At 67.4% G+C, this 25585-nt stretch carries 33 protein-coding genes and 1 riboswitch; of the genes, 18 read left to right on the forward strand and 15 right to left on the reverse strand.

Annotated features, from left to right (window positions below):
• Positions 1–89 precede the first annotated feature (89 nt).
• Positions 90–1211 (reverse strand): DNA polymerase IV, encoded by a 1122-nt coding sequence (dinB, locus tag OLX23_RS14500; protein WP_264445730.1) that lies wholly within the window; start codon positions 1209–1211, stop codon positions 90–92.
• A 92-nt stretch (positions 1212–1303) separates the two neighbouring features.
• Here dinB and OLX23_RS14505 point away from each other — a divergent pair, with 92 nt between their 5' ends.
• Together OLX23_RS14505 and glpD are read left to right on the forward strand one after the other, a co-directional pair.
• Positions 1304–2545, forward strand: coding sequence for a multidrug effflux MFS transporter (locus OLX23_RS14505; RefSeq protein WP_264445731.1), 1242 nt, complete (start codon positions 1304–1306; stop codon positions 2543–2545).
• A complete protein-coding gene (gene glpD, locus OLX23_RS14510; RefSeq protein WP_264445732.1) occupies positions 2545–4026 on the forward strand; it encodes a glycerol-3-phosphate dehydrogenase in 1482 nt (493 codons plus the stop codon). The genes OLX23_RS14505 and glpD overlap by 1 nt, the downstream gene beginning before the upstream one ends.
• Before the next feature lie 2 nt (positions 4027–4028).
• On the opposite strand, the gene OLX23_RS14515 is transcribed toward glpD, so the two are convergent.
• From OLX23_RS14515 to OLX23_RS14540, 6 genes are all read right to left on the reverse strand, one after another.
• On the reverse strand, positions 4029–4400 hold the full coding sequence (locus OLX23_RS14515; protein WP_264445733.1) for a hypothetical protein: 372 nt from the start codon (positions 4398–4400) through the stop codon (positions 4029–4031).
• A gap of 119 nt (positions 4401–4519) precedes the next feature.
• Positions 4520–5461, reverse strand: coding sequence for a phytoene/squalene synthase family protein (locus OLX23_RS14520; RefSeq protein WP_264445734.1), 942 nt, complete (start codon positions 5459–5461; stop codon positions 4520–4522).
• Between the two features lie 9 nt (positions 5462–5470).
• Positions 5471–6052: a TIGR00730 family Rossman fold protein gene (locus OLX23_RS14525; RefSeq protein ID WP_264445735.1), complete on the reverse strand. Its 582-nt coding sequence runs from the start codon at positions 6050–6052 to the stop codon at positions 5471–5473.
• Complete coding sequence (locus tag OLX23_RS14530) at positions 6049–7527, reverse strand: phytoene desaturase (protein ID WP_264445736.1); 1479 nt, start codon at positions 7525–7527, stop codon at positions 6049–6051. Before OLX23_RS14530 ends, OLX23_RS14525 begins: the two co-directional genes overlap by 4 nt.
• Positions 7524–8711 (reverse strand): lycopene beta-cyclase CrtY, encoded by a 1188-nt coding sequence (crtY, locus tag OLX23_RS14535; protein WP_264445737.1) that lies wholly within the window; start codon positions 8709–8711, stop codon positions 7524–7526. The genes OLX23_RS14530 and crtY overlap by 4 nt, the downstream gene beginning before the upstream one ends.
• 108 nt (positions 8712–8819) lie before the next feature.
• On the reverse strand, positions 8820–9314 hold the full coding sequence (locus OLX23_RS14540) for a hypothetical protein (protein WP_264445738.1): 495 nt from the start codon (positions 9312–9314) through the stop codon (positions 8820–8822).
• Between the two features lie 130 nt (positions 9315–9444).
• On the opposite strand from OLX23_RS14540, the gene OLX23_RS14545 reads away from it, so the two are divergent.
• Both OLX23_RS14545 and OLX23_RS14550 read left to right on the forward strand, forming a co-directional pair.
• Positions 9445–10002 carry a GNAT family N-acetyltransferase gene (locus OLX23_RS14545; protein WP_264445739.1) on the forward strand — a complete coding sequence of 186 codons (558 nt, stop codon included), beginning with the start codon at positions 9445–9447 and terminating at the stop codon, positions 10000–10002.
• 77 nt (positions 10003–10079) lie between these two features.
• On the forward strand, positions 10080–10970 hold the full coding sequence (locus tag OLX23_RS14550) for a MipA/OmpV family protein (protein ID WP_264445740.1): 891 nt from the start codon (positions 10080–10082) through the stop codon (positions 10968–10970).
• 27 nt (positions 10971–10997) lie between these two features.
• Here OLX23_RS14550 and OLX23_RS14555 read toward each other — a convergent pair whose 3' ends face one another.
• Positions 10998–11639, reverse strand: a complete 642-nt coding sequence (locus OLX23_RS14555; protein WP_264445741.1) for an SOS response-associated peptidase — start codon at positions 11637–11639, stop codon at positions 10998–11000.
• Positions 11640–11678: 39 nt separating this feature from the next.
• Positions 11679–11785: riboswitch (TPP riboswitch) on the forward strand.
• A 41-nt stretch (positions 11786–11826) separates the two neighbouring features.
• Here OLX23_RS14555 and thiC point away from each other — a divergent pair.
• A complete protein-coding gene (gene thiC / locus OLX23_RS14560; RefSeq protein ID WP_264445742.1) occupies positions 11827–13686 on the forward strand; it encodes a phosphomethylpyrimidine synthase ThiC in 1860 nt (619 codons plus the stop codon).
• Between the two features lie 129 nt (positions 13687–13815).
• Positions 13816–14256 carry a hypothetical protein gene (locus tag OLX23_RS14565; RefSeq protein WP_264445743.1) on the forward strand — a complete coding sequence of 147 codons (441 nt, stop codon included), beginning with the start codon at positions 13816–13818 and terminating at the stop codon, positions 14254–14256.
• A gap of 157 nt (positions 14257–14413) precedes the next feature.
• Here OLX23_RS14565 and OLX23_RS14570 read toward each other — a convergent pair whose 3' ends face one another.
• On the reverse strand, positions 14414–14722 hold the full coding sequence (locus tag OLX23_RS14570; protein ID WP_264445744.1) for an alkylphosphonate utilization protein: 309 nt from the start codon (positions 14720–14722) through the stop codon (positions 14414–14416).
• A 62-nt stretch (positions 14723–14784) separates the two neighbouring features.
• On the opposite strand from OLX23_RS14570, the gene OLX23_RS14575 reads away from it, so the two are divergent.
• On the forward strand, positions 14785–15090 hold the full coding sequence (locus OLX23_RS14575; RefSeq protein WP_264445745.1) for a YciI-like protein: 306 nt from the start codon (positions 14785–14787) through the stop codon (positions 15088–15090).
• Positions 15091–15247: 157 nt separating this feature from the next.
• Here OLX23_RS14575 and OLX23_RS14580 read toward each other — a convergent pair whose 3' ends face one another.
• Positions 15248–15808 (reverse strand): hypothetical protein, encoded by a 561-nt coding sequence (locus OLX23_RS14580; protein WP_264445746.1) that lies wholly within the window; start codon positions 15806–15808, stop codon positions 15248–15250.
• 236 nt (positions 15809–16044) lie between these two features.
• On the opposite strand from OLX23_RS14580, the gene OLX23_RS14585 reads away from it, so the two are divergent.
• Positions 16045–16671, forward strand: a complete 627-nt coding sequence (locus OLX23_RS14585; protein WP_264445747.1) for a hypothetical protein — start codon at positions 16045–16047, stop codon at positions 16669–16671.
• Positions 16672–16789: 118 nt separating this feature from the next.
• On the opposite strand, the gene OLX23_RS14590 is transcribed toward OLX23_RS14585, so the two are convergent.
• Entirely contained in the window at positions 16790–17032 is a 243-nt protein-coding gene (locus tag OLX23_RS14590; protein ID WP_264445748.1) for a DUF2061 domain-containing protein, read from the reverse strand.
• 202 nt (positions 17033–17234) lie between these two features.
• Here OLX23_RS14590 and OLX23_RS14595 point away from each other — a divergent pair, with 202 nt between their 5' ends.
• Entirely contained in the window at positions 17235–17993 is a 759-nt protein-coding gene (locus tag OLX23_RS14595) for a sulfite exporter TauE/SafE family protein (protein ID WP_264445749.1), read from the forward strand.
• Between the two features lie 63 nt (positions 17994–18056).
• Here the strand turns inward: OLX23_RS14595 and OLX23_RS14600 are convergent, their stop codons facing one another.
• Positions 18057–18347 carry a hypothetical protein gene (locus OLX23_RS14600; RefSeq protein ID WP_264445750.1) on the reverse strand — a complete coding sequence of 97 codons (291 nt, stop codon included), beginning with the start codon at positions 18345–18347 and terminating at the stop codon, positions 18057–18059.
• Between the two features lie 176 nt (positions 18348–18523).
• Here OLX23_RS14600 and OLX23_RS14605 point away from each other — a divergent pair, with 176 nt between their 5' ends.
• Genes OLX23_RS14605 through OLX23_RS14620 form a run of 4 tightly spaced genes read left to right on the forward strand, consistent with a single transcriptional unit; the run spans position 18524 to position 20230 of the window.
• On the forward strand, positions 18524–18937 hold the full coding sequence (locus OLX23_RS14605) for a DUF1801 domain-containing protein (protein WP_264445751.1): 414 nt from the start codon (positions 18524–18526) through the stop codon (positions 18935–18937).
• Complete coding sequence (locus OLX23_RS14610) at positions 18934–19419, forward strand: helix-turn-helix transcriptional regulator (RefSeq protein WP_264445752.1); 486 nt, start codon at positions 18934–18936, stop codon at positions 19417–19419. Before OLX23_RS14605 ends, OLX23_RS14610 begins: the two co-directional genes overlap by 4 nt.
• Positions 19416–19823 (forward strand): VOC family protein, encoded by a 408-nt coding sequence (locus OLX23_RS14615; protein WP_264445753.1) that lies wholly within the window; start codon positions 19416–19418, stop codon positions 19821–19823. Before OLX23_RS14610 ends, OLX23_RS14615 begins: the two co-directional genes overlap by 4 nt.
• On the forward strand, positions 19820–20230 hold the full coding sequence (locus OLX23_RS14620) for a DUF1801 domain-containing protein (RefSeq protein WP_264445754.1): 411 nt from the start codon (positions 19820–19822) through the stop codon (positions 20228–20230). The genes OLX23_RS14615 and OLX23_RS14620 overlap by 4 nt, the downstream gene beginning before the upstream one ends.
• On the opposite strand, the gene OLX23_RS14625 is transcribed toward OLX23_RS14620, so the two are convergent.
• Positions 20227–20652: a hypothetical protein gene (locus tag OLX23_RS14625; RefSeq protein ID WP_264445755.1), complete on the reverse strand. Its 426-nt coding sequence runs from the start codon at positions 20650–20652 to the stop codon at positions 20227–20229. The two genes, OLX23_RS14620 and OLX23_RS14625, sit on opposite strands and share 4 nt — an antisense overlap.
• A gap of 115 nt (positions 20653–20767) precedes the next feature.
• Between OLX23_RS14625 and OLX23_RS14630 the strand changes: the two genes are divergently transcribed.
• The 4 genes from OLX23_RS14630 to OLX23_RS14645 all read left to right on the forward strand — a co-directional run bounded on the left by OLX23_RS14630 (position 20768) and on the right by OLX23_RS14645 (position 24280).
• A complete protein-coding gene (locus tag OLX23_RS14630; protein WP_264445756.1) occupies positions 20768–21520 on the forward strand; it encodes a DUF72 domain-containing protein in 753 nt (250 codons plus the stop codon).
• Complete coding sequence (locus OLX23_RS14635; protein ID WP_264445757.1) at positions 21517–22239, forward strand: 2OG-Fe dioxygenase family protein; 723 nt, start codon at positions 21517–21519, stop codon at positions 22237–22239. Before OLX23_RS14630 ends, OLX23_RS14635 begins: the two co-directional genes overlap by 4 nt.
• Before the next feature lie 72 nt (positions 22240–22311).
• Positions 22312–22605, forward strand: coding sequence for a hypothetical protein (locus OLX23_RS14640; RefSeq protein ID WP_264445758.1), 294 nt, complete (start codon positions 22312–22314; stop codon positions 22603–22605).
• Between the two features lie 118 nt (positions 22606–22723).
• Positions 22724–24280, forward strand: coding sequence for a hypothetical protein (locus OLX23_RS14645; RefSeq protein WP_264445759.1), 1557 nt, complete (start codon positions 22724–22726; stop codon positions 24278–24280).
• Between the two features lie 22 nt (positions 24281–24302).
• Here the strand turns inward: OLX23_RS14645 and OLX23_RS14650 are convergent, their stop codons facing one another.
• Positions 24303–24452: a lmo0937 family membrane protein gene (locus tag OLX23_RS14650; RefSeq protein ID WP_264445760.1), complete on the reverse strand. Its 150-nt coding sequence runs from the start codon at positions 24450–24452 to the stop codon at positions 24303–24305.
• Positions 24453–24604: 152 nt separating this feature from the next.
• Here OLX23_RS14650 and OLX23_RS14655 point away from each other — a divergent pair, with 152 nt between their 5' ends.
• A complete protein-coding gene (locus OLX23_RS14655) occupies positions 24605–25168 on the forward strand; it encodes a 2'-5' RNA ligase family protein (protein WP_264445761.1) in 564 nt (187 codons plus the stop codon).
• Here OLX23_RS14655 and OLX23_RS14660 read toward each other — a convergent pair.
• Positions 25165–25536 carry a DUF3175 domain-containing protein gene (locus OLX23_RS14660; RefSeq protein ID WP_264445762.1) on the reverse strand — a complete coding sequence of 124 codons (372 nt, stop codon included), beginning with the start codon at positions 25534–25536 and terminating at the stop codon, positions 25165–25167. The genes OLX23_RS14655 and OLX23_RS14660 overlap by 4 nt on opposite strands.
• Positions 25537–25585: the final 49 nt, after the last annotated feature.

Consider the following 25585-nt stretch of genomic DNA (forward strand, 5'->3'; position numbering starts at 1 on the left):
GGAGGGGGCCCTCGGCAAACGCTGCGCCAACCGAGAGCCCCCTCCACCACGCGCTGCGCGCGCGGTCCCCCTCCCCGTATCGGGGAGGATCACAACAGCGACAACTGTCCGTCGGGCCGCTCCTCCGCCGGCTCCTTCTCCCCCTCCATCGCCGACAGCGTAAGCCCCATCAGCCGCACCGGCTGGGGCAGCGGCAGCACCTCGTCGAGCAGAGCGTGGGCGATCCGCGTGAATTCGCGCCGGTCCGGCACCGGCTGCGCCAGCGACTTGGCGCGGGTGTGACTGGTGAAGTCCGAATGCTTGAGCTTGAGCGTCACGGTCCGCCCTTTGGCCTCGGCGCGCTCGATACGGTCCCAGATGATCTCGACGATGTTGTCGAGCGCCTCGCGCAGCATCGGACCCGACGACAGGTCGCGGTCGAAAGTGCGTTCGGCGCCGAGCGACTTGCGCGGCCGGTTGGCCTTGACCCGACGCAGGTCGATGCCGCGTGCTGCGCGGTAGAGATAGTCGGCGAAGGAGCCGAAATTGGCGCGCAGGAAGGCGATGTCCTTGGCGGCAAGGTCGGCGCCGGTCTCGATGCCCAACTTCGCCATCTTCTCGGCGCCGCGCGGGCCGACGCCGTGGAAGCGCCGCACGGGCAGGCCGGCGACGAAACGCACGCCGTCTCCGGGCCTGATCACGCAGATGCCATCGGGCTTGTTCTGGTCGCTGGCCAGCTTGGCGAGGAACTTGTTGTAGGAGACCCCCGCGCTGGCGGTCAGTCCGCCGGTTTCCTCGCGGATGCGCGCGCGGATCAGTTCGGCGATGCGCGTGGCCGAGCCGATGCCCTTGAGATCGTCGGTGACGTCGAGATAGGCCTCGTCGAGCGCCAGCGGTTCGACGTGCGGCGTGTAGTCGTGGAAGATCGCGCGGATCTGCTGCGACACCGTGCGATAAACGTCGAAGCGCGCCTTGCGGAAGATCAGGCTCGGGCAGAGCCGCGCGGCGGTCACCGAGGGCATGGCCGAACGTACCCCGAATTTCCGCGCTTCGTAGCTCGCGGCCATGACCACGCCGCGCGCCGCCGATCCGCCCACGGCCACCGGCTGGCCGCGCAGCGACGGATCGTCGCGCTGTTCGCAGCTCGCATAGAAGGCGTCCATGTCGACGTGGATGATCTTGCGCAGGCCTGGCGCAAGCTCCTCGTCGTCTTGGTCTTCGTCGGGACTCATGGTGCCAAGGTAGCGATCATGGCCCCACTCGCGAGGTTTTTTGCAGGCCTCGCCCTAGCCATCGCGCTCCCCATCGGCCACATAGCCCCGGCATGTCCTCCCCCAGCACCCAACCCTTCGCCATGGGCGAGCGCGAGTTCGTCGCGATGATGGCCTCGCTGCAGGCGCTGCAGGCGCTGGCGATCGACGCGATGCTGCCCGCGCTCGGCGTGATGTCGCACGATCTCGGCGTCGACAGCGCGAACCAGCGCCAGCTCGTCATCGGCATCTTTCTGATCGCCTCGGGGCTCGGTTCGCTGTTTCCCGGCGCGTTGGCCGATCGCTTCGGCCGGCGACCGGTGCTCTTCGTCTGCGTCGGCGGCTATGTCCTGTTCAGCCTGGCCGCGGCGCTCGCGCCCACGTTCAACGCGCTGCTCGCCATGCGCGCCTGCGCCGGCGTGTTGTCCTCGGGCATGATCGTGGTCAGTTCGGCGACGATCCGCGACCGTTTCTCGGGCGACAAGATGGCGCGCACCCAGTCGCTGGTCAGCGTCATCTTCATGATCGTGCCGATGGCCGCGCCGACCCTGGGGCAGGGCCTGCTCGAACTGTTCGGCAACTGGCGCTGGGTCTTCGGGATCATGGCCGGCCTCGGCGCCGCGGTCTTCACCTGGGCCTGGCTGCGGCTGCCCGAGACGCTCCATCCCGAGTTCCGCCAGGCGATCGACGTGCGCGCGATCGCGGGCAACATGCGGGTGGCCTTCACCACGCGCGCGGCGATCGGCTACGTCTTCGCACTGGCGCTGATCCAGGGCGCGCTGTTCGGCTACATCAATAGCTCGCAGCAGCTCGTTGCCGAGCATTTCGGCGCGGGCCATCTGTTCCCGCTGGTCTTCGGTGGCATGGCGATTGCCATGGCCATGGCCAACCTGACCAATTCGCGCATCGTCATGCGCTTCGGCGCGCGGCGCGTCTCGCACGCCGCCGTCATCGCCTATATCCTCCTCGGTGCGACCCAGCTATTCTTCGCCTCTGGGGAGGGTGAGACCATCTGGCAGTTCATCCCGATCATGACGCTGAATCTCTGCGTCATGGGCTTCATCTCGGCGAACTTCTCGGCGATCGCGCTGCAGCCCTTCGCGCGGATCGCCGGCGCGGCCGCCTCGCTCCAGGTGTTCCTGCGCATGGTCATCGGCTCGGTGCTCGGCGCGCTGATCGGCCAGGCCTATGACGGCTCGGCGCGGCCTTTGGCCCTGGCGCTGGTGACCGCGGGTGTGGGGTGCCTGCTGCTGGTGATGTACAGCGAACGCGGCAAGCTGTTTCGCCGCCTGCACGGGCAGGTCGAGCAGGCCTGATGCAGACGGTCTACGACCTCGCGGTGATCGGCGGCGGGGTCAACGGCGCGGGCATCGCCCGCGATGCCGCCGGGCGCGGCGCCAAGGTGCTGCTGCTCGAGGCGAACGACCTGGCCAGCGGCACGTCCTCGGCCTCGACCAAGCTGATCCACGGCGGCCTGCGCTATCTCGAGCATCGCGAGTTCGGCCTGGTGCGCGAGGCACTGGCCGAGCGCGAGGCGCTGTGGAAGATCGCGCCGCACATCATCCACCCGATGCGCTTCGTGCTGCCCTATGTCGAAGGGCTGCGGCCCAAGTGGCTGCTGCGGCTCGGGCTGTTCCTCTACGACCATATCGGCGGCCGCAGGAAGCTGCCGGCGACGCGGACGATCGATCTGCACCGCCATCCGGCCGGGGCGCAGCTCAAGGCCGGCTTCGCCACGGGTTTCGAATACTCGGACGGCTGGGTCGACGACGCGCGGCTGGTCGTGCTCAACGCGCTCGACGCGCGCGAGCACGAGGCCGAGGTGCTGACCGGGGTGCCCGTGCTCGCCGCGTTCCGCGAGGAGAACGGCTGGGATCTCAAGACCCAGGTCGGCCATTTCCATGCGCGCTCGCTGGTCAATGCCGGCGGTCCGGCCGTGCTTGACGTGCTGCGCCTGGCGGGCGAGCGGCCCGACTATGCGATGCGACTGGTGCGCGGTTCGCACATCGTCGTGCCCGCGCTGTTCGATCACCCCTACGCCTATTTCTTCCAGCTCCCCGACGGGCGCATCTTCTTCGCGATCCCCTACGAGCGCGACTTCACCCTGATCGGCACGACCGATGCCGATCATACCGGGCCGCTCGATGCGGTGAAGGCGAGCACCGAGGAGATCGAATATCTCTGCGAGGGGGTGAACCGCTATTTCATGCAGCAGATCACCCCGGCCGACGTTGTCTGGTCCTATGCCGGGGTGCGGCCGCTGATCAACGACGGTTCGCGCAAGCCCGAGGCGGCGACGCGTGGCTATCGGCTGGAATTTTCGGATCCCGAGGAAGGCGCGCCGCTGCTCAGCGTCTACGGCGGCAAGATCACCACCTATCGTCATCTCGCCGAGGAGGCGGTCGATCGGCTGGCGCCGCGGCTGGGCGGACTGCCCGGTCGTGCCTGGACCAAGACCGCGCCGCTGCCCGGGGGCGATTTCACGATCAAGGGGCTGCCCAAGCTCAAGGCGCGGCTGGCGGCCGACTATCCGTTCCTGGATGAAGTCGACGTCGACCGGATCGCCCGCGCCTATGGCACGCGCGCACCGCGCTGGCTGGGTGAGGCGAAGGGTTGGGACGACCTGGGCCAGGCCTTCGGTGCCGGCCTCAGCGCGGCCGAGGTCGACTACGTGCGCCACGTCGAATTCGCGAGCACCGCCGAGGATATCCTCTGGCGGCGCAGCAAGCTGGGGCTAAGGCTGAACGGCAAGCAGAAGGCAGCGCTCGAAGACTACATCCTCGCGCACCCGCACTGAGATCAGTGGACCTTGGCGGCTTCCTTGGTGTCGATGATCTCGAGCGTCGCGCCGAATTCGTCGAGGCCGTGGACCGCGCGCAGTTCGAGCTTGAAGTCGCGCACCTGGGCGGCGGTCTTGAGATGATCGATCGGATAGCGCGCGACGATGAATTCGTCGGCGAAGTCGACCACGTAGAGGCAGCGACCGCTCGTCGCGTCGCGCAGCTTGCTCACGTTGAAGCCGTCGGCCGGATACCAGGCGCCCTTGTTCCAGCTGGTGATCGACTTCTGGCAATAGCGGCACTCGGCCGAGAACGAGCCGTCGGACTCCTTGTGTTTCCGACCGGCGGGAACGTGGGTGCGAGTGTACCAGCATTGGGCGAGAGCGGGCATAGGTGCGAACCTGTAGCTAAGTGGTCATATCCCTGTCGCAACCGCATCCCCCATGCAGCGATTGCTTCAAGCCCTAGAACGGTCGCGGATTCGATTTGTTAAGGGGCGCGGCGGCGCGGTTAACCAAATGTCGTAAGGGCTGCGAGTTCGCGTCGCGAGAGTGACGGTTTTCCGCCATTCGTGGCCGGCAGGAGCGCTTCGACGAAGCCGCGCAGGACGAAGCCGAGCTTGGCGGCGGACGAGGTCGAGATGCGCGTATCGAAGGCCGTTTCGCCCCGGCGCAAGGCTTCGCGGAGGATCGCGCCATAGATACCCGCGGCCGCCAGCACGGCCCAGCGCTGCCGGAACTTCAGCCGCCGCGCGCCGATCCGGGCCGAGGCCGCATAGCGTGTTTCGAGCGCGCCGAGACGTCGCACGATGCCCGCCAGGGCAGGGCGATGGCGTGGATTCATTAACGTTTCGGCGGTGATCCCGGCTTCGTCGAGCCAGTCCGACGGCAGGTAGCAGCGGCCGGCCGCATGATCCTCGGCGACGTCGCGCGCGATGTTGGCGAGCTGGAAGGCCAAGCCGAGGTCGCAGGCGCGATCGAGCGTGTCCTCGTCGCTGGCGGGCACGCCCATGACCGCGGCCATCATCACCCCCACCGCGCCGGCGACGTGATAGCAGTAGCGCAGCATGTCGGCCTCGGTCCGCGGCCGCCAGCCGTCCGCGTCGAGCGCGAAACCGGCGATCACGTCCTGCGCCATCGCCGGGGTGAGATCGCATTCGCGCGAAAGCTGGCCCAGCGCGTCGAAGGCGGGATCGCCGGTCGGCTCACCGGCGAAAGCCAGGTCGGTCCGCACGCGGATCGTCGCCAGCCGCGCGGCGGCGTCCACCTGGTCGCCGAGTGCGCCGCCGTGGTCCTGCGCATCGGCGAGGTCGTCGCAGGCGCGGCACCAGGCATAGAGCAACCAGACCCGCTCGCGCGTCTCGCGGTCGAACAGGCGGCTGGCCGCGGCGAAGCTCTTGGATCCGCGCGCGATCGACTGCTCGGCATGGGCGAGGAGCGCCTGCCTATCCACCTGGCGCGATCACAGCTCGCTCGCCTTCATCGAGAAAATCGCCTGGACCGGCTCGTGCGCGGCCATGCGGTCGAGCAGCAGGTCGAGTTCGTGCTCGGCCAGGATGATGCCCTGGTGCATCGGCCGGACGAAGCCGACCTCGGCCATGTGGCGGTTGAAGGCGAGCAGGTGGTCGTAGAAGCCGAAGGCATTGAGCACGCCCACGGGCTTGGCGTGATAGCCGAGCTGCGCCCAGGACACGGCTTCCCACAGCTCGTCCATCGTGCCGACGCCGCCGGGGATCGTCAGGAAACCGTCCGAGAGCTCGGTGAAGGCCAGCTTGCGCGAATGCATGCCGTCGACGACATGGAGTTCGGTGCAATCGTGGTTGGCCACCTCGGCGCCGGCCAGAGCCTGCGGGATCACGCCGATGACTTCGCCGCCGGCATCGAGCGCGCCCGAGGCGACCGCGCCCATCAGGCCGAGCCGGCCGCCGCCATAGACCACGCCGATGCCGCGTGTCGCCAGGGTGCGGCCGACATGCCGCGCGAGTTCGATATAACGCGGGTCGGCCGGCGTGGCCGAGCCGCAATAGACCGCAAGGCGTTTCATCGCAGGTCCTCCACCATCAGTCTGGCCGTCGCCTTGGCGCTGCCGACGACGCCGGGAATGCCCGCGCCCGGGTGCGTGCCGGCGCCCACCAGATACATGTTCTTGATCTTGTCGTCGCGGTTGTGGCCGCGGAACCAGGCGCTCTGCGTCAGGATCGGCTCGAGGCTGAAGGCGCTGCCCTGATAGGCGTTGAGGTCGAGCGCGAAGTCGCGCGGCGCATAATGGAACTTGGTGACGATGCGATCGTGGATGTCGGGAATCAGCCGCCGGCCGACCTCGTCGAGCACGCGCTTCTCGATCATCGGACCGACCGTATCCCAGTCGATCGGCAGCTTGCCCTGGTTGGCCACGGGGATCAGCGCATAGAAGGTGCTCTTGCCCGGCGGCGCCAGCGAGGGATCGGTCACGGTCGGGTGATGCAGGTAGATCGAGAAATCCTGCGGCAGCACGCCGTGGTCGAAGATGTCCTCGAGCAGACCCTTGTAGCGCGGACCGAACAGGATCGTGTGGTGCGGGATGCCCGGCCAGGTGCCCTCTACGCCGAAGTGGACGACGAACAGGCTGGGGCTGAACCGCTTGGTCGCGAGCTTGCGCGCCATCTGCGGCCCGCGCGCGGTGCCGGCCAGCAGGTCACGATAGGTGTGCATGATGTCGGCGTTGGAAGCGACCGCGTCGAAGCGTTCGCGCCAGCCCGAGCAGGTCTCGACCTCGGTCGCGCGGTCGCCCAGGGTGTGGACGTGGAGCACGGGATCGTGCAGCCGCAGCACGCCGCCGAGCCGCTCGAAATGCTTGACCATCGCGGCGATCAGCTTGTTGGTGCCGCCCCTGGCCCACCACACGCCGCCGTCCTTCTCGAGCTTGTGGATCAGCGCGTAGATCGAGCTCGTGGTCATCGGATTGCCGCCGACGAGCAGAGTGTGGAAGGAGAAGGCTTCGCGCAGCTTCTCGTTCTTGATGTAGCTCGAGACCATCGAATAGACCGAGCGCCAGGCCTGGTGCTTGAGCATGGCCGGCGCCGCGCGCAGCATTGCGGTGAAATCGAGGAAGGGCACCGAGCCGAGCCGGAGATAGCCTTCCTCGTAGACCGCGGTCGCATATTCGAGGAACTCGGCATAGCCGGCCAGGTCCTCGGGCGAGAGCCGAGCGATCTCCTTGTTCAGCGCGGCATCGTCGTTCGAATAGTCGAAGTTGACCCCGTCGGGCCAGTTGAGCCGGTAGAACGGCATGACCGGCATCAGCTCGACGTCCTCGGCCATGTCGCGGCCCGAAAGCTGCCACAGCTCGCGCAGGCAGGCGGGATCGGTGATGACCGTGGGGCCGGCGTCGAAAGTGAAGCCCTCGCGCTCCCAGACGTAGGCACGGCCGCCGGGCTTGTCGCGCGCCTCGACCACCGTGGTCTCGATCCCCGAGGACTGGAGCCGGATCGCGAGCGCGAGCCCGCCGAAACCCGCACCGATGACGCAGGCGCGCTTCATGCCGTCGCTCCCAGATCGGCCAGCGGGCGACCGCCACCCATCAGGCTCGACATTGCGCCGAGCACCGGCACGGGCGGCTTGCCCGCGAGGATTCGCAGCATGTCAGACGGCGTCGAGCGGCCGGCGTAGAAGCGTTCGATCAGCGGCTGGGGCAGGCGATAGAAGCGTTCCAGCATGCGAAAGCGGTTTTGCGGCTCGCCGGCGCCGAACAGCATTCGCGTGAGCATTCGGTGGAAACTCCCCTGCCGCCAATGCGCCCGCGCATAGCCATAGCTCGCCGAAGCCAAGGCCGCACCCGAAACCTGCGGCAGGCCCGCAATATAAACCGCGAAGCGCACGGCGTCGGGCAGCGAATAGGAGGTCAGCGGATGGACCAGCGCCGCGCGAACCCCGGCGCGCGCGGGTTCGCCGCCGTCATTCGGCCAGAACCGCGCGAAGTCGCCACGCGCGATCACGGGTAGCACGCCGCGATCGTCGCGCAGCACTTCGGCCACGGTCCAGCCGCGCGCGGCGACATAGGCCTGCAGTCTCGCTGCCATCTGCGCAGGATCGAGCCTGGGGTCATCGGTATAATAGGTGTCCTCGACGAAGAGATCGGTTTCGGAAAAGGGCAGGAGGTAGACGAAGCGATAGCCATCGACCTGTTCGACCGCGGCATCCATCACCACGGGTCGCGCCAGGCCGTGCGGACGATCGAGCCGTAGGAGCTGGCCGAAGAAACGCTGCCAGCCGCCGGCCATATGGGGCAGGCCTGTGGCGCCGCGGGCGTCGATTACGCCGCCGGCGCGCAAGGTCCCTCCGTCCGCGAGCCGGACGAAGTCCTGCCCGGCTTCGGTCACCTGAGTGTCGGTGCGGAGGCTCGCGGCGGGAAGCGCGGCGCGCAGCTCGCGGTCGAGATTTTCGCTGACGATCGAGCGATAGCCGGTGTCCAGCACGCGCGAATGAGCGGGGAAGCGAACTTCGTAGCCGTCCCAGCGCGCGGCGACGAGCGGGTCGACGAGCCAGCCGTGTTCGGGCGCGACATCGCTCGCGAAGAAGGACCAGACGTGCTCGCCGCCGAAGCGGGGACCGCTTTCGATCAGGAGGAGGCGGAGTTCGGGCCGGAGCCGAGCCAGCGCCAAGGCGATCAGCCCGCCGGCGAGCCCTCCGCCCAGGATGGCGATGTCACAGTCACGCTCGCTCATCGGGCCAAGCGTTTAGCGCAAGACGGCCTAGGCGCAACCCGCCACCGTGCAATCTTGGATCTCGCCGGGGACGGTCGCGCGCTGGCAGGCCGTCCCCGGTAGGATCGCTCAGTTGCGACGCTTGCGGCTCTTGGGCTTGTCCATGCCGCCACTCTGCAGGCAGCTGTCGGTCACCGTCGCCGAGCAGCGCGGATAGTCCTTGGCCTCTGCCGGGGCGCTGGCTGCGGTGCCGGCATCGGGCATGCCCGCGCCTTGAGTCATCGACGAGGCTGCGGGCTGCTGCGCATCGGTCGCCGAGGCATTGGCGCTCGGGCCGCTCGTCGCCGCGGATGCCGCGGCGTCGGGGGTGCCAGTGGCGGCATCGGCCGAGCCCGGGCTGACCGTGGTTGGGCCGGCAGTGGTCTGGCTCTGGCCGGTCGCGCTGGGCATCGTCGTGCCTGCGGGCTCGCCCGAGCCGGGGGTCTTGGGGGTCTGCGCGCTCGCGGCCGAAGCCTCGCCACCGGCCTTGGCGGCGCTGTCCTGCGCCTGGGCAAGCGCGAGAGCCGGGAGCGCGAACGCCAAGGCTGCGCCGGCCATGAGAATGGGATTGCGGATTGCCTTCATCGGTCCTGTCCTTTCGCTTCGGCCGACCTGCGATCGACCGCAATGGTGAAACGCGCCGCCGCGGCGCTGCTCCCATGCGTTTCCGCGCGCTGCCGCTTTCCAAGGGCGGTTGGCCGCGATAGTTGGGGCCATGTCCGGCCATTCCTCAATCGCGCCCGCCCAGATCAGACCGGCCACTCCGGCTGACGCCGAAGCCGTCGCGGCAATCTATGCCCATCACGTCCTCCACGGCACCGCGACGTTCGAGATCGAACCGCCCGAGGCCGCCGAGATCGCCGCGCGCATGGCCAAGGTACGTGCAGCAGGCCTGCCCTGGCTGATCGCACAGGACGCGGACGGAGTGGTGCTCGGCTATGCCTATGCGGGCGCCTTCCATGCCCGCGCCGCCTATGGCCGGACCTGCGAGGATGCGATCTACATTGCGCACGACCGGCTGGGGCAGGGGGTCGGCAAGGCGCTGCTCGCGGCTTTGCTCGAGGCTTGCGCGGCAGCCGGGCAGCGCCAGATGATCGCGCTGATCGCTGGGACCGAGCCGGCCTCGATCGCGCTCCACCTGCGGGCCGGTTTCGTCGAGGCGGGGCGGCTGGCGAGCGTCGGCCGCAAGCACGGCCGCTGGCTCGACGTGGTCTACATGCAGCGCGCCCTGGGCGTGGGCGACACGACGGCGCCGGAGAACGAGCCGGCCTGATCGCGCTGTCCCGTCGCGAACCTTCCCGAGTCTCGCGCGTTAGGCGGGGAACGTTCACACCAGACATTGCGAGATCCATGCGCCGCATCCTCCTGCCTGCCATCGCATTCGCCGCTTCCGCCGTACCGGCCTTGGCCCAGGATGTAGCCGCGCCTGCCGACCCGGCGCAGGCCGAAACCCCTGCCCAGGCCGACGCCGTCCTCGAATCGAGCGTGTTCGACGGCGATTTCCTCGTGGTCGCGGCGGGCGCGGTGTCGATGCCCAGCTACGAGGGTTCGGACAATCGCTCGATCACGCCCGCGGGCGGCGTCTTCGGGCGGATCGCCGGCGTCGGCATCAATCCGCGCGCGGCGGGCCTGGCGCTCGATTTCATTCCCGATCAGAAGGGCGAGCGGCTCAGCTTCAACCTCGGCCCCGTCGCGCGCTATCGCGCCAACCGCACGGGTTCGATCAAGGATCCGGTGGTCGCGCAGCTCGGCAAGCTCGATGGCGTTATCGAGGGCGGCGTTGCGGCAGGGTTCTCGCTCAAGGGTGTGCTCACCGCCTTCGACCGGATCTCGGTCGGTGCCGACGTGCGCTGGGACATCTCGGGCAAGGGCGGCGGCCGCGTGATCGCGCCGGGCATGACCTATTTCACCCCCGTCTCGAAGGGTCAGGTGATCGGCGCGCGCGTCGGTGCCGAATTCGTCGACCGGAAATATGCGCAGTACAACTACGGCATCGACGCCGCGGGCAGTGCCGCGAGCGGGCTGCCGCAATACCAGGGACGCGGCGGCTTCAAGGAATGGAATGTCGGCGCCTTCACCGCGATCGACCTCTCGGGCAATTTCCTCGACGGCGGCTTCGCGCTGGGTGTCGGCGCGCAGTATTCGCGGCTCCAGGGTAGTGCGGCCGAGACGCCGATCACCGCGATCCGCGGCAAGCGCGGCCAGTTCTTCGTCGGTGGTGGGCTCGCCTATACCTTCTGAGAAACCTGAAGTTCGCTTGAGGTTGTGTCAGAGGCCCCGGATTTCGGTCATTCCCGAAGCATAGGGCTCGATCAGATCGCGCGCACGGTCCCAACCACCGTTGAGCCAGACGTGCTGCGCGGCGGGATCGGCGGGAAGGATCGCGGGCATCGTCTCGCGGCCGATTTCGCGCAGCGCGGCATTGGCCGAACAGGTGACCAGCGCGAAGCTCGGCACCTCGCTGTCCTTCCACACGGCGGCGAAGGCGAACAGCGGCTGGTCGGCGCAGGCGATCCAGTGCTGGCGGCGCTTGCCTTCGTGGGTCACGCCCCCCTTATGCTCGATTGGGCCCCATTCCATGAAGCCGGTGGCAGGCACCAGGCAGCGGAATTCGCTGTTCCTGAGGTTGCCGATCCAGAACGGGCTGTCGAGATTGCGCAAGGTCGCGATGGCGCGCGAGGGATCGCCCGCTGAGGCCGGCGGCGGCACGCCCCACAGGCGCGGGATCATCCGCCGGGTGCGGCTGCCTTCCGGCCGCGGTCCGGCGACGAACTCGCGTCCCGTCGTCACCACCGGCGCGAATCGTCCCGGCGAGACATGGCCGCCGGCCCAGGGATCGGCCCCCGCGCTCGCCTGGAAATGCGCGGCGATCGCAGCGGCAGGCGCGTCGAGACGGTAGAGCAGGGTCATGGGGACGCTGGACTAGCACGTGCGCCTGGCCTATTGTCCAGCCCATCCCCGGGGAGCCAAGCGGCTGAGAGGTGGGCGTCGCGCCCCACGACCCGTCGAACCTGAACCCGTTAGCACGGGCGGAGGGAAGGGTTGTCGCTCGACATTGAGGCGCACCCATTCTCCGTCCTTAGGAAGTGGAGCGCATATGGCCGACATCAATTCCCGCCTCGAGATCGGCGTCACCACAGGGCCGATTCGCGGTTCGAAGAAGATCTATGTCGGCCCGCGCCGCGTCGCCATGCGCGAGATCCACCTCGAGCCGACGTCGGGTGAGCCGCCGGTGCGCGTCTACGATACCTCGGGTCCTTACACCGATCCCGATGCGACGATCGACATCGCCGCCGGCCTCGCGCCGCTGCGCCGCCAGTGGCAGCTCGATCGCGGCGACGTCGAGGAATATGCCGCGCGCGAGACCAAGCCCGAGGACAACGGCCTCAAGGGGCCCGACCGCTCGGGCGGTGTCGCGCAGTTCCCCAACGTCGCCAAGCGCGTGCTGCGCGCCAAGCCCGGTGCCAACCTCAGCCAGATGCACTATGCCCGCCGCGGCATCATCACGCCCGAGATGGAATATGTCGCCGAGCGCGAGAACCTCGGCCGCGCCCGCCTCGCCGAATACAAGCGCGACGGCGAGAGCTTCGGCGCCTCGATCCCCGACTACGTGACTCCCGAATTCGTCCGCGACGAAGTGGCCCGCGGCCGCGCGATCATTCCGTCGAACGTCAACCACCCCGAGTGCGAGCCGATGGCGATCGGCCGCAACTTCCTGGTCAAGATCAACGCCAACATCGGCAATTCGGCGGTGGCCTCGGACGTCGCCAGCGAAGTCGACAAGATGGTCTGGTCGATCCGCTGGGGCGCCGACACGGTCATGGACCTGTCGACCGGCCGCAACATCCACGACACCCGCGAGTGGATCCTGCGCAACAGCCCCGTGCCGATCGGCACCGTGCCGATCTACCAGGCACTCGAGAAGGTCGGCGGCATTGCCGAGGACCTGACCTGGGAGATCTTCCGCGACACCCTGATCGAACAGGCCGAGCAGGGCGTCGACTACTTCACGATCCACGCCGGCGTCCGCCTGCCCTACGTGCCGCTCGCCGCCAAGCGCATGACCGGCATCGTCAGCCGCGGCGGCTCGATCATGGCCAAGTGGTGCCTGGCGCATCACAAGGAATCGTTCCTCTACGATCGCTTCGACGAGATCACCGAGATCATGAAGGCCTACGACGTCGCCTATTCGCTCGGCGACGGCCTGCGCCCGGGCTCGATCTACGACGCCAACGACGAGGCGCAGTTCGCCGAGCTCTACACGCTGGGCGAACTGACCAAGCGCGCCTGGGAACAGGACGTCCAGGTCATGATCGAAGGCCCCGGCCACGTGCCGATGCACAAGATCAAGGAGAACATGGAAAAGCAGCTCGAGTCCTGCGGCGAGGCACCGTTCTACACGCTCGGGCCGCTGACCACCGACATCGCGCCGGGCTATGACCACATCACCAGCGGCATCGGCGCCGCCCAGATCGGCTGGTACGGCACGGCGATGCTCTGCTACGTCACACCCAAGGAGCACCTGGGCCTGCCCGACCGCGACGACGTCAAGGTCGGCGTGGTCACCTACAAGCTGGCCGCCCACGCGGCGGACCTCGCCAAGGGCCACCCGGCCGCGCAGGTCCGCGACGACGCGCTCAGCAAGGCGCGCTTCGAATTCCGCTGGCGCGACCAGTTCAACCTGTCGCTCGATCCCGACACGGCCGAGAAGTACCACGACCAGACCTTGCCGGCCGAAGGCGCCAAGTCGGCGCACTTCTGCTCGATGTGCGGGCCGAAGTTCTGCTCGATGAAGATCACGCAGGAAGTGCGCGAATTCGCGCGGCTGCAGAACCAGCCGTCGAGCGGCTTCGTCGCCGCCGAGGACGCCGAAAAGGGCATGGCGGAAATGAGCAAGGTCTACGACGAGACCGGCCGCGAGCTCTACATGGGCGCGGGCGACCGCGAGCACGACTGACCCGAATTCCTCCCCGAGCTTGCTCGGGGAGGGGGCCACCCGCAGGGTGGTGGAGGGGCACAGGCGGTTGTAGAGGAAGGGGTGAACGCGGGGGCCATCGCCCCCGCACCCCCGGTACCTGGAATTCCGATGCGTTTGCTTGCCACTCTCCCGCTGATTCTGCTCGCCGCCTGCAATGGTCACGGCGGTTCGCATGACGCGACCAGCCCGGCCGACGGCTCCAAGGCCACCAACTACACCGGCGTCGGCGCCGACGAGACCTTGCACTTCACCGGCACCGAGCCGTTCTGGGGGGGTACGGTCACGGGTACCACGCTGACCTACGAAACCCCCGAGCAGCCCAAGGGCATTGCGGTCACGGTGCATCGCTTCGCGGGCAACAACGGCCTCGCCTTCTCGGGCGCGATTGCCGGCAAGCCCTTCGACATGGCGGTCACGGAGAGTGCCTGCAGCGACGGCATGTCCGACCGCAGCTATCCGCTCTCGGTCACGCTCCAACTCGGCACCGAGGCGCGTCAGGGCTGCGCCTGGACCGACAAGCGCAAGTTCACCGGCCCGGCGAAGCCGTAAGCGCTGGTTGCGGATCCTCCCCTGCAAGGGGAGGTGGCATCCCGTAGGGATGACGGAGGGGTGTCCCCGTCTCCGAGAGCGTGACACCCCTCCACCACCCGCTGCGCGGGCGGTCCCCCTCCCCTTGCAGGGGAGGATCGGGCGTGTCCCCAAACCCTCACCGCTTGCGCACGAACTCCGCGCGCAGGACCAGGCCCTTGATCCCCTCGAACTTGCAGTCGATCTCCTGCGCGTCGCCGGTCAGTCGGATCGACTTGATCAATGTCCCCTGCTTGAGCGTGCGCCCCGCGCCCTTGACCTCGAGGTCCTTGATCAGCGTCACCTGGTCGCCGTCGGCAAGCAGATTGCCCACGGCATCGCGCACCTCGACCCGATCGGCCGCGTCCTGTTTGGCCGCGAACTCGGAAGCCGGCATCCACTCGCCGCTGTCCTCGTCGAACACGTAGTCTTCGTCGTCGCCGGCCATCGCCCTGTCTCCTGTCAGCCGTGCCATTGACAGCCGCGCGCCGCTTTGGCCAGCCTGCGGGAATGAAACACTTCCTGCTGACCTACCACCTCGCCCCCGACTACCTCGAACGCCGCCCGGAGTTCCGCGCCGAGCACCTGGCCCTGGCGCAGGCCGCCGTCGCGCGCGGCGAACTCCTGCTCGGCGGCGCACTCGATCCGGCCGACCGCGCCGTGCTGCTGTTCGCTGCCGAGGACGCCACCGCCGCTGAGCGCTTCGCTGCGAGCGATCCCTATGTGATTGAGGGGCTGGTCGAGCGGTGGGAAGTGCGGACTTGGACGACTGTGGTGGGGAAAGGGGCGTCGATGCCAATTACCGGTCGTACCTGACCAATAAGCGCCAGTTATGCTCAATTGTTGGTTTATACGGAATTCTAAGATATGAGCGCAGTGGGCTGCCGGGGCAGTCGGACTTTGGACGTCCGCGCCCCGGCAGGCCGGTCCCTGCCTCTTCGGCAGATCAATCCCTGATGGAAGGGGATTGAATTCAAAGATCGTATGGCGCCATGGCGAGCACGACGTTGGAAATTTTTCGGGCTTCTTGAACTGTTAGATCAAACGGTAGACCCTGAATAAATATTGTAAGGTCAGCGCGCAGTGGGATCGGCAAGATGTTGCTCGAAACCAATGGGGAATGTGCCGGACGAGGACTTGTCTCTGGCCGAATCACTTCAGCATCATCTGCCACTTTTAATGAGACCGACTGCTTGCTGATCTTCGTCTTGGCGCGCTCTTTGGATTGAATTGACGGGCGGAAGGCCAGCGGATTCGCTGAATACGAGTCGAAATCATCAATGGCAGCCTTGACCCTGCTTTTGTATGTCGTGAGACTCTGGGGGGTATATTTCTTGCCATGTAAATTTTGGAATCGAGTTACGACTTGGTCTAAATCCAGTGCAGTAATATCTGCAGCTTCATCCGGATCCAATACTCCAAGAATTTGGCTGGATGCGGCTTTACGTGCGGACGCTGTGGCTTTCGCCATGAGGCCCTTTGCCGCCAGGTAATCTAAAAATTCCAACAGCGCGTCGCGCGATCGATCGGCCATTTTGCATCTCCAGTGATGGAGGGTGTGTCTGATTCAATGGATGTTGTCAAGATCAATGTCAATCCGGACATTGATTGTGTCTATTGAGATGGCGGGCCGGTTTGGTGGTGTAGCTGTCTGCGACCTCTCGTGTAGCGGCTCGGCTTTCCACGAGATGAAGTCGGGAGCGCGAGGGCGATGGCCCTCGCACCTAAATAACTTTCCTACATCCCTCGACCTGTGCCTTATCCTGCCCGATGACGCACCAAGCCCCCATCGTCGCGGGCGAGCCGTTCGCCGCCGCGCCCGTCGTCCCTTCCGCTCACCCGGCCAACCCCTATGCGCCCGATCGCTGGTGCAAGGCGCGGATGGCCGATTTCCTGCGCGCGCTCGCGGGGACGCACAATGTCGCCGAGGCGGCGCGGGTCGTGGGGATGAGCCGGCAGTCGGCCTATCGCCTGCGCGCGCGGCTCAAGGGGCAGCCGTTCGACATCGCCTGGGAGACGGCGTTCCAGCATAGCTACGACGCGCTCCACCAGGCCGCGCTCGAACGCGCGCTGCACGGGGTCGAAGTGCCGGTGTTCCACAAAGGCGAGCAGGTCGGCACCTATCGCCGCTACGACGAGCGGCTGACCTGCTTCCTGCTGGCGCGGCGCAACTCGCTCGGCGCGCAAGTGCTCGGGCGCTATACCGCCGCGGCCGAGTTCTGGTCCGAACGGTGGGACCGGCTGCTCGAGCAGGTCGAGCATGGCCCGGCGGTCTGGCCGCAGGCCGACGGCACGCCGCACGATGCCGACAGCCTCGAAATGCTTGATGAGAACGCCGCCTCCGCGCTCGCCCAGCGCCATTCGCCCGATCCGCTACCGAGCGGCCGCGGTGTATGACGATCGGCGGACGGAACGCGGGCGAGTTGGAAAAGTGTCACCCGGTCGGCCCAGAGACGATCCGCGCATTTCCGCGGCTTTCGGACGGACTGGCGCGGGTGACAGGGTGTCACTTGTGTCACCCTGCCGCCAGCCGCGGCGTCGCCGTGTGATCGTGCGCGAGCAGCGCCGCCAGTGGCAGGCCGCCGCCTTCCTTCCAGGCGCGCTCGTGGAAGAAGAACACCACCGCGTTGACCAGCGGTTCGACGAGAGCGATGCCGCCGGCCAGCGCGAGCGAGCCGGTGAAGGCATAGGCGACGCCGAAGCCGACCATCAGGTGGAGCGAGAGGAAGCTGGCGGTCTTGGTCAGGTCGCGGGTCATGGGTCTGGTCCTGTCGGAGGCGTCTTGCCGATCGGATGTATTGCGAATGATTTGCAAGTTCCAGCGAGGCCTGCCGTTGACAGTGATCGCCAAGAACGATTGCGAGAACGATCATTGAGTTTCGATCGCACTCGCTTGAGACCTCGTGAACCGCGGATTTCCGGGGCAGACAGCCCCGCGCGGCTCGGCTAGGGCGCCGGCGATGCTGCACGATCCCTGGTTCATCCTCGCCGCCGTCGTTTCCGTCACGCTGGTGGGGCTGGCCAAGGGCGGTTTCGCCGGGCTCGGCGCGCTGGGCACGCCGGTCATGGCCCTGGCGATCTCGCCGGTCGCCGCGGCGGGAATCCTGCTGCCGATCCTGATCGTCCAGGACGTGGTCTCGGTCTGGTCGTTCCGCCATTCGTGGGATCGTTGGATCGTCGCCTGGATGCTGCCCGGGGCGCTGCTCGGCGTGGCGCTCGGCTGGGGCTTCGCCGAGGTGCTGCCGGTCTCGGCCGTGCTGACCGCGCTCGGCGCGATCACCCTGGTGTTCGGTGTCTGGCGGCTGTGGACCGAGCGCGGCGGGCGCGACGTGGCGGCGAGCAATTCGCCGGGCTGGGTGGGTTCGCTGTTCGGCGTGGCGATGGGCTTCACCAGCCAGGTCGCGCATGCCGGGGCACCGCCGTTCCAGATCTGGGTCGGCCCGCGCCGGCTGCCGCACCTGACCTATGTCGGCACCAGCTCGGTAACCTTCGCCGTGCTCAACTGGGCCAAGGTGCCCGCCTATATCGCGCTGGGCGAGTTCACCACCGAGAACCTGACCGCTTCGGCGATGCTGGTGCCCGTGGCGATCGCCTCGACCCTGGCCGGGGTCTGGCTGGTGCGGCGGATCGATCCGGCACGGTTCTATGGCTTGATGTACGGGCTGATGGTGCTGCTGGGCGGCAAGCTGCTGTGGGACGGCCTGGGCGCGCTGGTCTGAGCGAAACGAAAAGGGCGGGAGGCCGAGGTCGCCCGCCCTTCGCGTGTCGAATGATCGGATGCCTCAGCGCATCGCGACGGCGGCCGTGCTCCGCTTGACGTCGCTCAGGGCGATGTCGACGGCGGTGCCGTTGTAATGGCCATGCACGCGTTGCTGGCCGACGACGAGGCGGAACGACTTGCCGGCGTCGTCCTTGCCGGTGATGACGGTGCGGCCGTTCACGAGCGCGGTCGTGTAGTTGTAGCTGACACCGTCGCGCTCGAAGGCGACTTCGTCGGCCTGGGCTGCGGCGGGGAGCAGGACCGCGCCGGTTGCAAGTGCGAAGAGCTTCGCGGTCTTGAGGTTGAGGAACATGGCATACATCCTTTGTTGGAGAGGATAATGCCTCGGGCATCCGTATGTTGTGCGGCCAGAATGACATTGTTGCGCTGCGGTGCAATTGTATTGTGCGTTGCAGCAATTGCAGTTTTCTCAAGCATCGGGCGCAGCGCGTGTGTAGGCTTCGTGCCGGTCGGCCGCAGGTGGAGACGATGACGGACACGCAACCCGTGCTGCTTTCGGGCGGCAATCCACAGATCGCCAAGGGCGAGGGCGACGCGGTGGTGCAAAGCTACATCGCGGCGATGCCCGGCTGGAAGCGCGAACTCGGCGAGCGGCTCGACGCCGCGATCGCGCGTGCGGTTCCCGGCGTGCGCAAGGCGGTGAAGTGGAACTCGCCGTTCTATGGCGCGCCCGATGCCGAGGGCTGGTTTCTGTCCTATCACTGCTTCGCGAAATACGTGAAGGTCACCTTCTTTCGCGGCACGTCGCTCGATCCGGTGCCGGCGGGCAAGTCCAAGCATCCCGAGGTCCGCTACCTCGATATCCGCGAGGGCGAATTCGACGAAGCGGGCTTCGCCGACTGGGTGCGCCAGGCGAGCGCGCTGCCGGGCGAGGTGCTGTGAGCGAGGGCCAGGACCCGCTACTGCTGCGCCGCCTGCTGCGGGCAAAGGATCGCATGGACGCATTGTCGCACGAGGATTGGCCGGTGGCCCGGCTCGCTTCGGTCAGCGGCGTGTCCGAGGCGCATTTCGCGCGCTCGTTCCGCCAGGCCTTCGGCGTGCCGCCGCACCGCTACCTGCTGACGCGGCGGATCGAGCGCGCGAAGGCGCTGCTGCGCGATACCGACATGGCCGTGACCGCGATCGCCTTCGAGACCGGCTGGAACAGCCTCGGCACCTTCGGTCGCACCTTCCGTGACGTCACCGGCGAGAGTCCGGGCGAATTCCGCATGCGGGAGGCGGCAATCGCGCAAAGGCTGGGGCAGGTTCCGGCCTGCTATCTCTCGGCCGCGCATCGGCCCGATCTCACAATCGCAGTTTCGGAGAAGCGCCGGCTCAAGGCCGAGGATAGGAGCGACGGGACACAGGCGATGGAGGTCCCATGAGCGAAGCAATCCAGGTTATCGGTCTCTACGTGCGCGATCAGGACGAGGCGTACGATTTCTACGTCGGCAAGCTGGGCTTCGCGGTCCACACCGACCAGCGCAACGGCGACTATCGCTGGCTGACGGTCCAGCACCCGCAGCAGCCCGATTTCCAGCTCGGCCTGTTCCGCCCGCAGGCGCCGATGCACGATCCGGCGACCGCGCAGGCGCTCCATGAACTCGTCGCCAAGGGGGCCATGCCGCCGCTGGTCATGGCGGTCGACGATTGCCAGGCGACCTACGAGCGGCTGACCGCGGCCGGGGTCGAGTTCACCCAGGAACCGATCGCGCGCTATGGCAACGTCGATGCCAATTTCCGCGATCCCTCGGGCAACGGCTGGAAGATCATCGAGGCAGGCGCATGAGCGAAGACAATCCATCGGCGCGGATCGACGCCAAGCTCGCAGGTCTGGGAGACTGGCGCGGCGAGGCGCTGGCGCGGATGCGCAAGCTGATCCGCGCGGCCGATCCCGAGGTGGTCGAGACGGTCAAATGGGTGAAGCCCTCGAACCCTTCGGGCGTGCCCTGCTGGGAGCATGCGGGGATCATCTGCACGGGCGAGGTCTACAAGGCCTACGTCAAGCTGACCTTCGCCCAGGGCGCGGCGCTCGACGATCCGCAGGGTCTGTTCAACGCTGGCCTCGGCGGCGGCACGCGCCGCGCGATCGACATTCGCGAGGGGGAGGCGGTCGACGCGGGAGCGTTTCAGGCACTTGTGCGCGAGGCCGTCGCGCTTAACGTCGGCAAGACGAAGAAACCCAAGCGCGGCTAGCCGATCGTCGCGGGTTCGGGCTCGATTTCGATCGCGGCGGGCTGGGCTTCGGGCCGAGCGCTTGCGGCCGCCGCGTCGCGAGCCTCGGCGGCTTCGTCGAGCGGCGTCGTCCCGGGCCGGATCGCCAGCGCAGCGGGCTCCGGCACCACTGCGACCGGCTCGGGTTCGGACACGGCTGTGAGCGCGATTTCGCGCTCGATCGTGCGCCGCTTCCAGCTCGGCGTGCGATCGGCATAGGCGTAGGTCGGAGCGAAAACGGGAATGTCGGGGTTACGGCTCTCGGTGAAGATCGGATCGGGCTCGGCCTGTCGCCACGACGGCTCGGGCAGGGCCACCATTTCGGGATCGGCGGCGAAGCCCATGATCACGCCGAGCACGGGGCCGCCGACGAGCACGGACAGGATCAGCTTGCGAGCGTGCATGACACGTCTCCAAATGGTCCCGCCGGCAAGGGAACGCCGGGCCGCGGCGAGGGGTTCCGGCTTTCCACCGACCATCGATCCCGCCTAGGGTGCGGCCGGTCGAAGGAGGACGCGAATGGCGCAGGGCAAGATCCACGTGGGTGTTGGTGGCTGGACCTACGAGCCGTGGCGCGGCGGGGCCTTTTATCCTGAGAAATGGCCCCAGGCGAAGGAACTCGACTATGCCGGTCAGCACCTGACCGGGATCGAGATCAACGGCACCTTCTATGGCCGGCAGAAGCCCGCGAGCTTCGTCAAGTGGCGCGATGCCGTTCCCGAGGGCTTCGTCTTCACCGCCAAGGCCAACCGCTTCTGCACCAACCGCAAGGTCCTGGCCGAGGCCGTCGACAGCATCGCCAAGTTCGTCGAGCAGGGCATCACCGAACTCGGCGCCAAGCTCGGCCCGATCCTCTGGCAACTCGCCGCGACCAAGAAGTTCGATCCCGAGGACATGGCCGCCTTCCTCAAGCTGCTGCCCGCCGAGCAGGACGGGATCAAGCTGCGCCACGCGATCGAGCCGCGGCACGAGAGCTTCGACGATCCTGCTTTCTTCGCGCTCTGCCGCGAGGCCGGGGTCGCCGTGGTCTATGCCGAGGCGGAGAAGTACCCGCGCTTCGCCGAACAGACCTCGGACTTCACCTATGCTCGCATCCAGTGCGCGGTGGAGGAGGAGCCGCTCGGCTATTCCGAGGCCGAACTCGACCGGCTCGCCGATCTGGCGCGCGGCTGGGCCGAGGGCGGGCGCGACGTGTTCCTGTTCTTCATCTCGGGTGCCAAGGTGCGCAATCCGGCCGCGGCCATGGCGCTGATCGCGCGCTTGGCGTCATGACCGAAGGCGAGGTGGTCGAGGCAGGGCAGGATGCGCTGGTCGATCCGGGCTTCGTGCATCTGCCCGCGCCGGGGCTGCGCGATCGGTTGGGGTGGTCGGCGGCGGACTGGGCGACCTTCGCGCAGTCGTGGGGTCGGCTGGGCCCCGATCTCTATATGGCCGATGGCGGCCGCTATCGGCGGCGGCGCCATGCAGCCTTTGCCGTTCGCGGCAGCGAGATTTCGCGCAAGCCGCACCAGCCGCATTTCCAGAGCCGCGACTACAACCCACTGAACGGCGACGTGCAGCGCTGGTTCGATCCGATCGAACTGGAGATCGCCGAGGGCGCCGTTTTCCAGGCGATCTTCCGCGACCTCTCGCCGTTGTTCGCGCATCTCGACGGGCGTGGGCCGGAGGCGGACTGGCATTGCGAGGCACATCAGTTCCGCATCGAGACTGCGGCGGGCGAGATCGGCCGGCCGACGCCGGAGGGGATGCACCGCGACGGGGTCGACTGGGTGCTGGTGCTGCTGGTCGATCGCCACAACGTCGCCGAAGGTACGACTGAGATCGGCGATCTGGCGGGGAAGACGCTCGGCCGCTTCACCTTGGCGGCGGCGGGAGATGCGGTCCTGCTCGACGATCGCAAGATCCGGCATGGCGTCACCCCGATCCGCGCGCTGTCCGACGCAGGACCCGCCTGGCGCGACGTTCTCGTCGTCACCTGGCGCGGCGCGTAAGGTGCTGGCGATCGCCGCGTTCCGCCGCGGAGGGCCTTGCCTCGCTCCCGGCCCGGCCGCATAGCGCCGGGCATGGACGAAAGGACCTTGCGGCAGATGAAGATGCTTGGTGGCGATCTCGTGGCACTCTGGGGCGAAGCGGCCTCGGTGGTCTGGCTGCGCACGCAGCGGATTGCACAGGGCGGGCCCGAGGGCATGGCCGAGGCCAGCCTGATGGTGGCCGAGAAGATCGCCGCGCAGCAGGACCTGCTCGTCAAGCTGACCACGGGCGAACTCGGCAAGACACCGCTCGCGGTGGCGGCCAACGCCACGCGCTACGTGCTCAAGGGCGTGCGCGCCAATCGCAAGCGACTGTCGCGCGGCTGACGCACGCGCTGTTACTTACATCGGGAACCGAACAATCCCCGCATCGAAGCCATTTGCCTAGCCAGGCTCGGGCCGGCTAGCTTCGGCGCTCTTCGAAGGGGCAGTGCGGGGTAAGCGAATGCGCGTGGGATCGTGGCTGGCGGCGCTGGCCCTGCCGCTAGCGGGGCTGGCCCCGGCCGAGGCTCATGCCGAGTGGTTGCAGGCATCGAGCGCGCATTTCGTCGTCTACGCCGACGACAGCCAGCGCGACATCCGCACCTTCTCGCAGCAGCTCGAACGCTATCATTCGGCCATGGCCTATCTGACCGGCAGTCAGGAGGTGCCGCCGCCGAGCCCGTCGAATCGGGTCACCGTCTTCATCGTGAAGAACGTGGCCGAAGTGCGCCGGCTTCATGGCGGCGACAACAAGTTCATCGGTGGCTTCTATCGCCCGAGTGCGGGCGCTTCGCTGGCGATCGTGCCGCGGGTCGCGACGGGAACGACCAATCTGCAGTTTTCGATGATCTCGCTGCTGCACGAGTATGCGCACCATTTCATGATCTCGACGAGCGGGTTTCCGATGCCGCGCTGGTATTCGGAAGGCGGCGCGGAATTCTTTGCCTCGGCGGGCTTCCCATCCGACGGAGCCGTCGAGATCGGCAAGCCTGCGATGCATCGCGCGGCCGAGCTGTTGTTGCCGGGCTTCGCGCGTGACGTGAAGGTGTCCGAATTGCTCGATCCGCCGAAAGCGCGGCCGCAGGACCGCGCGCGATACGATGCGTTCTACGGCAAGAGCTGGCTACTGTTCCACTATCTGACATTCACCGACAAGCGCGATGGCCAACTCGCCCGCTACCTCAAGGGCATGGAGCAGGGGCAATCGTCGCGCGACGCCGCGCTGGCTGCCTTCGGCGATCTCGAACAGCTTGAGCGCGATCTCGACGACTACCTGCACACGTCGCGCATGATGAAGTTCAAGCTTGCGCCGAAAATGCTGACGATAGGCGAAATAGCCGTGCGATCGCTCAGCCCGGGCGAGGCGGCGATGATGCCGATCCGCGTTCGATCGAGCCGCGGTGTCACCGAAGAGGAGGCAAAGGCGCTCTTGCCCGAGGCGCGGGCGATCGCAGCGCGTTTTCCCGAGGATCCCGTGGTCCTGACCGCTCTGGCCGAAGCCGAGCACGATGCCGGCAATGACCGCGAGTCGATCGTCGCCGCCGATGCCGCGATCGCCCGGGATCCGGCGCTGACCAACGCCTATGTTCAAAAGGGACTGTCGTTGTTTCGCCTGGCTGCCGACGCGCCCGATCGCGCCGCCGCCTATGCCAAGGCGCGCGTGGCCTTCGCGACGCTCAATCGGCGCGAGAACGATCATCCGCTACCGCTGATCTACTACTATCGCAGCTACGTCGAGCAGGGCCTGCCGCCCAACGACCTGGCGATACAGGGGCTGGCGCGCGCTGTGCAAATGGCGCCGTTCGACCTGGGGCTGCGGATGAGGCTCGGCGTCGCGTTGCTCCAGCGGCACGACGTCGTCCAGGCCAAGCGCGCCATCGGGCCCGTCGCCTACAATCCGCATGGCGGCGGTCTGGCGGCCTCGGCGCAGCGCGTGCTGGCGCGGATCGAGGCGGATCCCAAATGGGACGCGCGCGACGTCAATGCCGTGGCTGCCGGCGCGGAAGACGACGAAGACTAGGCTGGCGTCGATCCCCCGCGCCTCAGCGCGGCCGCGTGCGCCGGGCGAAGTGCAGCACGAGCGCGACCACCGCAAGCACGATCAGCAGGTGGATCAGCGCGCCGGTGATCTTGAACGCGAGCGCACCGAGCAGCCAGAGGACGACGAGAACGACGGCGATGGCACCCCACATGGGCGGAACTCCTATCCAGGCGCCGGAAGGCGCGGTTTGGAGGGAAACGTGCGGGCGCGGGCGCTGTTCCGGCAACGGGTTGCGACTCACTGTTGATTGGAACATAATGCGAACATTCTTGCCGCTTGGGTGGCGTTTGTTCGAGTAGTGCAATGTTGAATGGCAATCCCCTGCACCTGATGGCCAAGCCGCCGGCCGTGCCTTGCGGTCAGATGGCGCGACTGCCGTGGATGCCGGAGAAGCGCTCCCGCGAGAGACTGCATTGGACCGTCCTGCCTGAACCCGATGCGCAGGAATGGCCGCTCGAAACGATCCTTCGGGTGCTTGCGGGGTTCGATGCGGCGCCCTTCGTCCTGGTGTTCGATCGCGCCAAGGGGCGGCGCGGCGGGACCGTCGAAATCGTCTGCCGTCGCGTACCGCGGCTCGCAAATCTGCTCGTCCGTACGCTTCTCGCGGACTTCGCGAAGGCCGGGATCGAACGCCAGCGCAAGGCCAGGCCGCACGTCACGCTCGACTATGCCTGGCAGGGCGAGGATTTCGATACGGCCATTCAGCCAATCGTCTGGGAGGTGGACCGGCTGCTGCTGATCGAGAGCGTCAGGGACAAGGGGCCACATCGGCTGCATGGCGAATGGCCGCTGGTGCCGCGTCAGGGCACGCTGTTCCCCTTGCGCTCGTGCGATCGCGCGGCGGGCGGGCTGGTCGCCGCGCTCTAGACCTTCTCGGGCTTGCCGAAGGCCTTGCGCAGTTCCTGCTTGGCGCTTTCCAGCACGCGCTTCTGGCCTGGGTCGAGATCCTTGCCCGCGCGGTTGATGTAGAAGGTCAGCATCGACATGGCCGAGCGCAGCGGCGTCGCGCGGCGGCGGTGGCTGGCTTCCGCGGACTTCTTGAGCGAGGCGGCGATCGACTTGGGATCGCTGCGTGTGAACACGTCACTTTCGAGGTCGAGCGCATTCGAACTGCGGGTCACGTCCTGCGACCATTTGCTGGTGGCCATCGGCCTCTCCTGGTCCGCCTGGTTGCGCCCCGATGCGGGCTTGCGGATCACCTCGGGCAAACGCGCGTGAACCGCGAAGCGTTCCACACCGGCGTTCCCTGCCGTCGTTCCGCCGGGACTGGCGCGATGCCTCGCG

Source organism: Novosphingobium sp. JCM 18896, assembly GCF_025938095.1.
In the GTDB taxonomy this organism is placed as follows: Bacteria; Pseudomonadota; Alphaproteobacteria; order Sphingomonadales; family Sphingomonadaceae; genus Novosphingobium.